The sequence below is a fragment of the Streptomyces sp. N35 genome (genome assembly GCF_016464295.1).
GTDB lineage: Bacteria > Actinomycetota > Actinomycetes > Streptomycetales > Streptomycetaceae > Streptomyces.
In genome coordinates, this window is the sequence record NZ_JAEIMH010000082.1 from 35,778 (window position 1) to 39,968 (window position 4,191).

Sequence of the window (4,191 nt, forward strand, 5' to 3'; positions counted from 1 at the left end):
GGCGCAGGAGGCCCGCGCCCCAGGCGGCGCCCCCCCCTTCATGGTCCCTTTGACCGCATGGCTATTGAGGCCAGGCAGCAAAGCCCTGAAGCAGGTTCTCGTAGAACGACTCGTTCGGTATGGCTGAGGGAGTGCCGCCTGCGTTGTAGAACGCGGCGTTTCGGAAGGTCACCCTGCTTGAGGCATTCAGGTTCTTGTAGAAGTTCAAGTCGCCGTTGTTGCCGAATCCCACGAACTGCCAGAAGAGGCCGAGGCTTTCTGAGTTCTGCAGCAGCGTACGGACGTTGGCCTTGTCGAACGGCTCATCGCCTACTTGCACGATGACATACGCGGGGCCGGCGGCGCCTGATGCCTGGTAGTGGTTGATGACGGCCCGCATCGCGGCGGCAACGTCCCCTATGCCCCAGTCGACTTGGGTGTGAAGTTGGCCGATGCGGCCTCGATAGTTGCTGAGGCTGATCTCTTCCATGAAGGGGTTCTCGTCGCCTGAGAAGACGACCGGCACCGTGCCGTCGTCGTCCAGGTTCGCCGACAGCGCCAAGACCTTGTCGGCGAACGCTTGTACCGAGAAGTTCTCGTAGTACTCCTCCATGATCCAGTCATGGTCGAGGACCAGGTAGACCGCGGCGCGTCGGCCCGCGGCTCCTGATGCGGTCAGGGCCTGTGCGGCTTGGAGTGCGAGTCCGGTGAGTGCAGGCGCTTGCTGTTCAACCTTGCGCAGGCTGATGGTGCTGGGCGATTCAGTGGCGGCGGTCGCGCGTGGAGCCGTGGGCACCGCAGGATCAGGCGCGTCGTCAATGGTGACGCCGTAGTCCGTTGCGAGGCCGGCGAGGCCGTTGTCGTAGCCCTGGCCCACTGCGCGGACCTTCCATCCTCCGCCCCGCCGGTACAGCTCCACCAGGACCACCACGGTTTTATTCGCAACGAACGAGGGTGGGACGAAGCCGAGCGGGGGACCGTCGTGCGTGAGGGTCACGGTGGGTGTGGTGGCCGCCGTGAAGACCGCGCCCGGCTTGGTCTCAGTGTCGACGCTGGCCACCACGGCTACGGTGTGAACACCGGGGGGCCAGGCCCCGGAGAGCCTGGCGACGACGTCCGGCGGGCCCATTACCCGTCAGGCCACCGAGCGCAACTGATCCAGTTCATGGCCGATTCCGTGTCGCAGCACGTCATGCTGCGGACCGAGCCTGAACTGCTCGTCGCTCCACCGTTCACGGGGATAGAGCCACACCGGAGCACTCACCACATCGGCCGGCTCCCAATCGAACCGTGGCCAGACATGCGCATGCAAGAAGGGGTCGGTGTTCCCCAGGATCTCCAGGTTGATCCGCCGAAAGGCCGGGTCCAGCTGCCGGCAGGCTCGCTCGACCGCTTCACCGAGCTGATCCATGTCGGACAGGAACGACAGCCGCTTCGCCTTGGGCAGGTCCGACAGGCGCTGCACATCCGGCTCGTCCACGAGCAGAACCGAGTAGCCCGGCAGGAACTGAACATCCCCGATCACCGCGAACCCCGACGTCAAGCGCCGCAGCACAGTCGGGTTTTCGCCCCTCAGCGCACTCCCGATCCGATCCATCCGCCAATCACCGGTCATGCCCAGAACCTACATTCCGCTGATCAAGGCCCCCTCTTCGTTCCCTGCCTCTCCTCACACAGTTCAACGACGAAGTGTGCGAGGCAGGAAGCGACCTCGGCCGATTTCGAGGATCTCCGTCAAAGGGGGGTCCCGGGCTTCGGTGGGGCACCTGGTAGCCAGCCCGGGCGGACCATCCGCACACCTGCCCTGGTCGGCCGGACTGTGACGGCCCTGCATCCGATGCGCCGCGAGTACGGCGGCCTGGCGCAGGACGCATCGTTCAGGCCGGTTCTGGTCTGGTCGGGTGATCGCGGCATGCGGGGCGCCGGGTCCGCGGGTTGGGCGCGGATAGCCTCGGCCCATGCACAGTTCCCCTTCGCGATTCACTGTCCTGCTCAAGCCGCAACTGACGGACGCCGACTCTCATGTCGACCACGGCGGTGTGCTCCGCTCCGCCACTGTCGAGGCCATGGGCACGACCGGTGCGAGTGGTTTCCCCCGCTATGAGGGCGAGGGGATCGAGGCGGACATCGACCCGCAGACCCGCACCGTGGAAGCGATCACGGTCGACGGCGGTGAGTTGCCGTACGGCTGGGTCGCCGAGGTCGGCTGACCACCACCGCCCCGGTCGGCGGGCGCAGTCCAAGGTCTCGCAGTATCGGAGCGGCTGGCGAGAGCTCTCATCGACTACCGGCAGGCCGAGGGCATCTCAGTGCGGGAGCTCGCATATCGCACCGCGGTGAGGGCGGCCATCAGGCTTCTCGAAAGGGACTGTGGACGCGCGCCCACTGCCTTCGTGGCGCGCCGTTTCGGGCAGCTCCTTGGTTGGGTATCCGGCAGCACCCCCCCCTGGGCCGCCGATGCGGGGAGGAGGTGCTCGCCGTGTGGTGTGGGCGGGTTGGGTCAGCCTGCGAGTTGGGTGAGGGCCAATGCGTGTGCGTGGTCGAGGGAGTCAGCAGCCGTGCACGGGATGTCCGGTTGTACGCCGGTGCCTTCCCAGTTGGTGCCGGAGATGGGGTTGACGGCGCGGCCTACGGGGATGCTGGCTTCCAGATGGGGGTGGACGGTCCAGCCGTCGCGGGGGTGTGCTCCGCCGCGGGTGGGCTCGCCGACGATGATGGCGCGGCCGAGTTGCTGCAGGTTGTAGGCGAGTTCCTCAGCGGCGGAGAAAGTGCGGTTGCTGGTCAGGACATACAGCGGTTTGCTGCCGCCGTAGCGGGGGCCCGGTACGTGCGGCTGGCTCCACGTCTGCTCGATGCGGGTGTCGCCGTGCCAGTGCATGGTGTTGAGGTGCGTGCGCTGATCCAGCAGGTGACTGCAGACGAAGGCGACGCTGTCCGGATCGCCGCCCAGGTTGGCGCGAAGGTCCACGATCAGCGCCTTCGCGCGGGAGGCCAGGGTGAGTGCGGCACTGAGCGGTTCGGCGGCCCACTCCAGCGGAAACAGCATGGGCGCCAGTTCCAGTACGGCGACCCCCTGGTCGAGCAGCTGGACCCGCGGCACACCGCCCAGTGAGGTGTCGAAGTCGCGGCGCATGGCGTCCAGGTTGGCCGCGCCTTTCTTGGCGGGCACCTGGTTGGCGTGGTGTTTGAGGCTCAGATGCCGGTCGCCGTTGATCGACTGCAGATCCGCGGTGACCAGGTGGGCGAGTTTCTCGGCGTCGTCGACGTCGTAGGCGCCCTCGGCCAGGCGCCGTTGCAACAGGCCGGCCAACTGCTGGGCTATGTCGGGGAAAATGTAGTGCTCGGTCAGCAGCCGGACGGTCCCGTCGATGACCGGTGCCGGCGCGAGCTTCGTCGAAATCGTCATGGCGGGAAGTAGATCACCGTACGTACGGAAAATGCAGAGGACTGCGCTGTTCCGCCGTACGGACACCGGCCCCACGAAACCATGAGCAGCCGGAGCTCACGCTCGCGGTGAGACTCGGCGGTTCCGCATGCCGGGCCGCGGCAGACACCGGCCGTGGGTTTCTTCTCGAGGCAGGGACGTGCAGCCCGAGCTGCGCCGGTGGCCACCGGCGCGACCCTGTCGCTGTTCCCGGTTGGCGCTGTTCGATCTCAGCATTTGGGCAGGCCGCTGGGCGGGTCGGTGAGGGTGTGGACCAACACTGCGGCCAGGAACCCGTACTTGCCGTGGTCGTCGCCTTGAGCGCGGTAGTAGATGGCGTTCCCGCCGCTGTGGGGCTTGCCTTTCGCCCAGCAGGTGAAGGTGCTCTGACGGGTCCTGAGCGTGTCCACCTTGATCTGGGGAGATGAGCTCCCGATGTACTTCCACAGCGTGACAGGCGCTTCGTTTCCGCAGTACAGCTGATGCTTCGAGGTCACGAAGCACATCTCCGCCGCGCCGGCCTGGCCGGACTGCACAACAATGCCTGCCCCGGCAACCAGCGCCATACCGGACAGGGTGGCGACAATCTTGGACCGCATCACATCGACGTCCCTTCTGAAGAGCACTCGCACGTGTGGCCGTAACCCTAGGGAGACGCGGGATCGTCATGCCTCGTGTTGCACCACAATGCAACAGCACCACAGCGCAACAGAGGCCCGGCAAGGGGGGAGAAGGCGACGGGGGCGTCGAGTCATCTGTTGCCACAAGGTGTTGAGGTGTTGCCACAA

Annotated in this window: 5 protein-coding genes; 1 reads left to right on the forward strand and 4 read right to left on the reverse strand. The window is 66.3% G+C overall.

The genetic code is table 11. From position 1 onward, the window contains the following. Positions 1-61: 61 nt before the first annotated feature. Together JAO81_RS33285 and JAO81_RS33290 are read right to left on the reverse strand one after the other, a co-directional pair. Positions 62-1,108 carry a VWA domain-containing protein gene (locus JAO81_RS33285; RefSeq protein ID WP_199551700.1) on the reverse strand — a complete coding sequence of 349 codons (1,047 nt, stop codon included), beginning with the start codon at positions 1,106-1,108 and terminating at the stop codon, positions 62-64. A 6-nt stretch (positions 1,109-1,114) separates the two neighbouring features. After that, a complete protein-coding gene (locus JAO81_RS33290) occupies positions 1,115-1,594 on the reverse strand; it encodes a diadenosine tetraphosphate hydrolase (RefSeq protein ID WP_199551701.1) in 480 nt (159 codons plus the stop codon). 343 nt (positions 1,595-1,937) lie between these two features. On the opposite strand from JAO81_RS33290, the gene JAO81_RS33295 reads away from it, so the two are divergent. After that, positions 1,938-2,189 (forward strand): hypothetical protein, encoded by a 252-nt coding sequence (locus tag JAO81_RS33295; protein ID WP_199551702.1) that lies wholly within the window; start codon positions 1,938-1,940, stop codon positions 2,187-2,189. 290 nt (positions 2,190-2,479) lie between these two features. Here JAO81_RS33295 and JAO81_RS33300 read toward each other — a convergent pair whose 3' ends face one another. After that, positions 2,480-3,385 carry a S41 family peptidase gene (locus JAO81_RS33300; protein ID WP_199551703.1) on the reverse strand — a complete coding sequence of 302 codons (906 nt, stop codon included), beginning with the start codon at positions 3,383-3,385 and terminating at the stop codon, positions 2,480-2,482. Positions 3,386-3,633: 248 nt separating this feature from the next. Further along, positions 3,634-3,969 (reverse strand): hypothetical protein, encoded by a 336-nt coding sequence (locus JAO81_RS33305; protein WP_199551704.1) that lies wholly within the window; start codon positions 3,967-3,969, stop codon positions 3,634-3,636. Positions 3,970-4,191 lie beyond the last annotated feature (222 nt).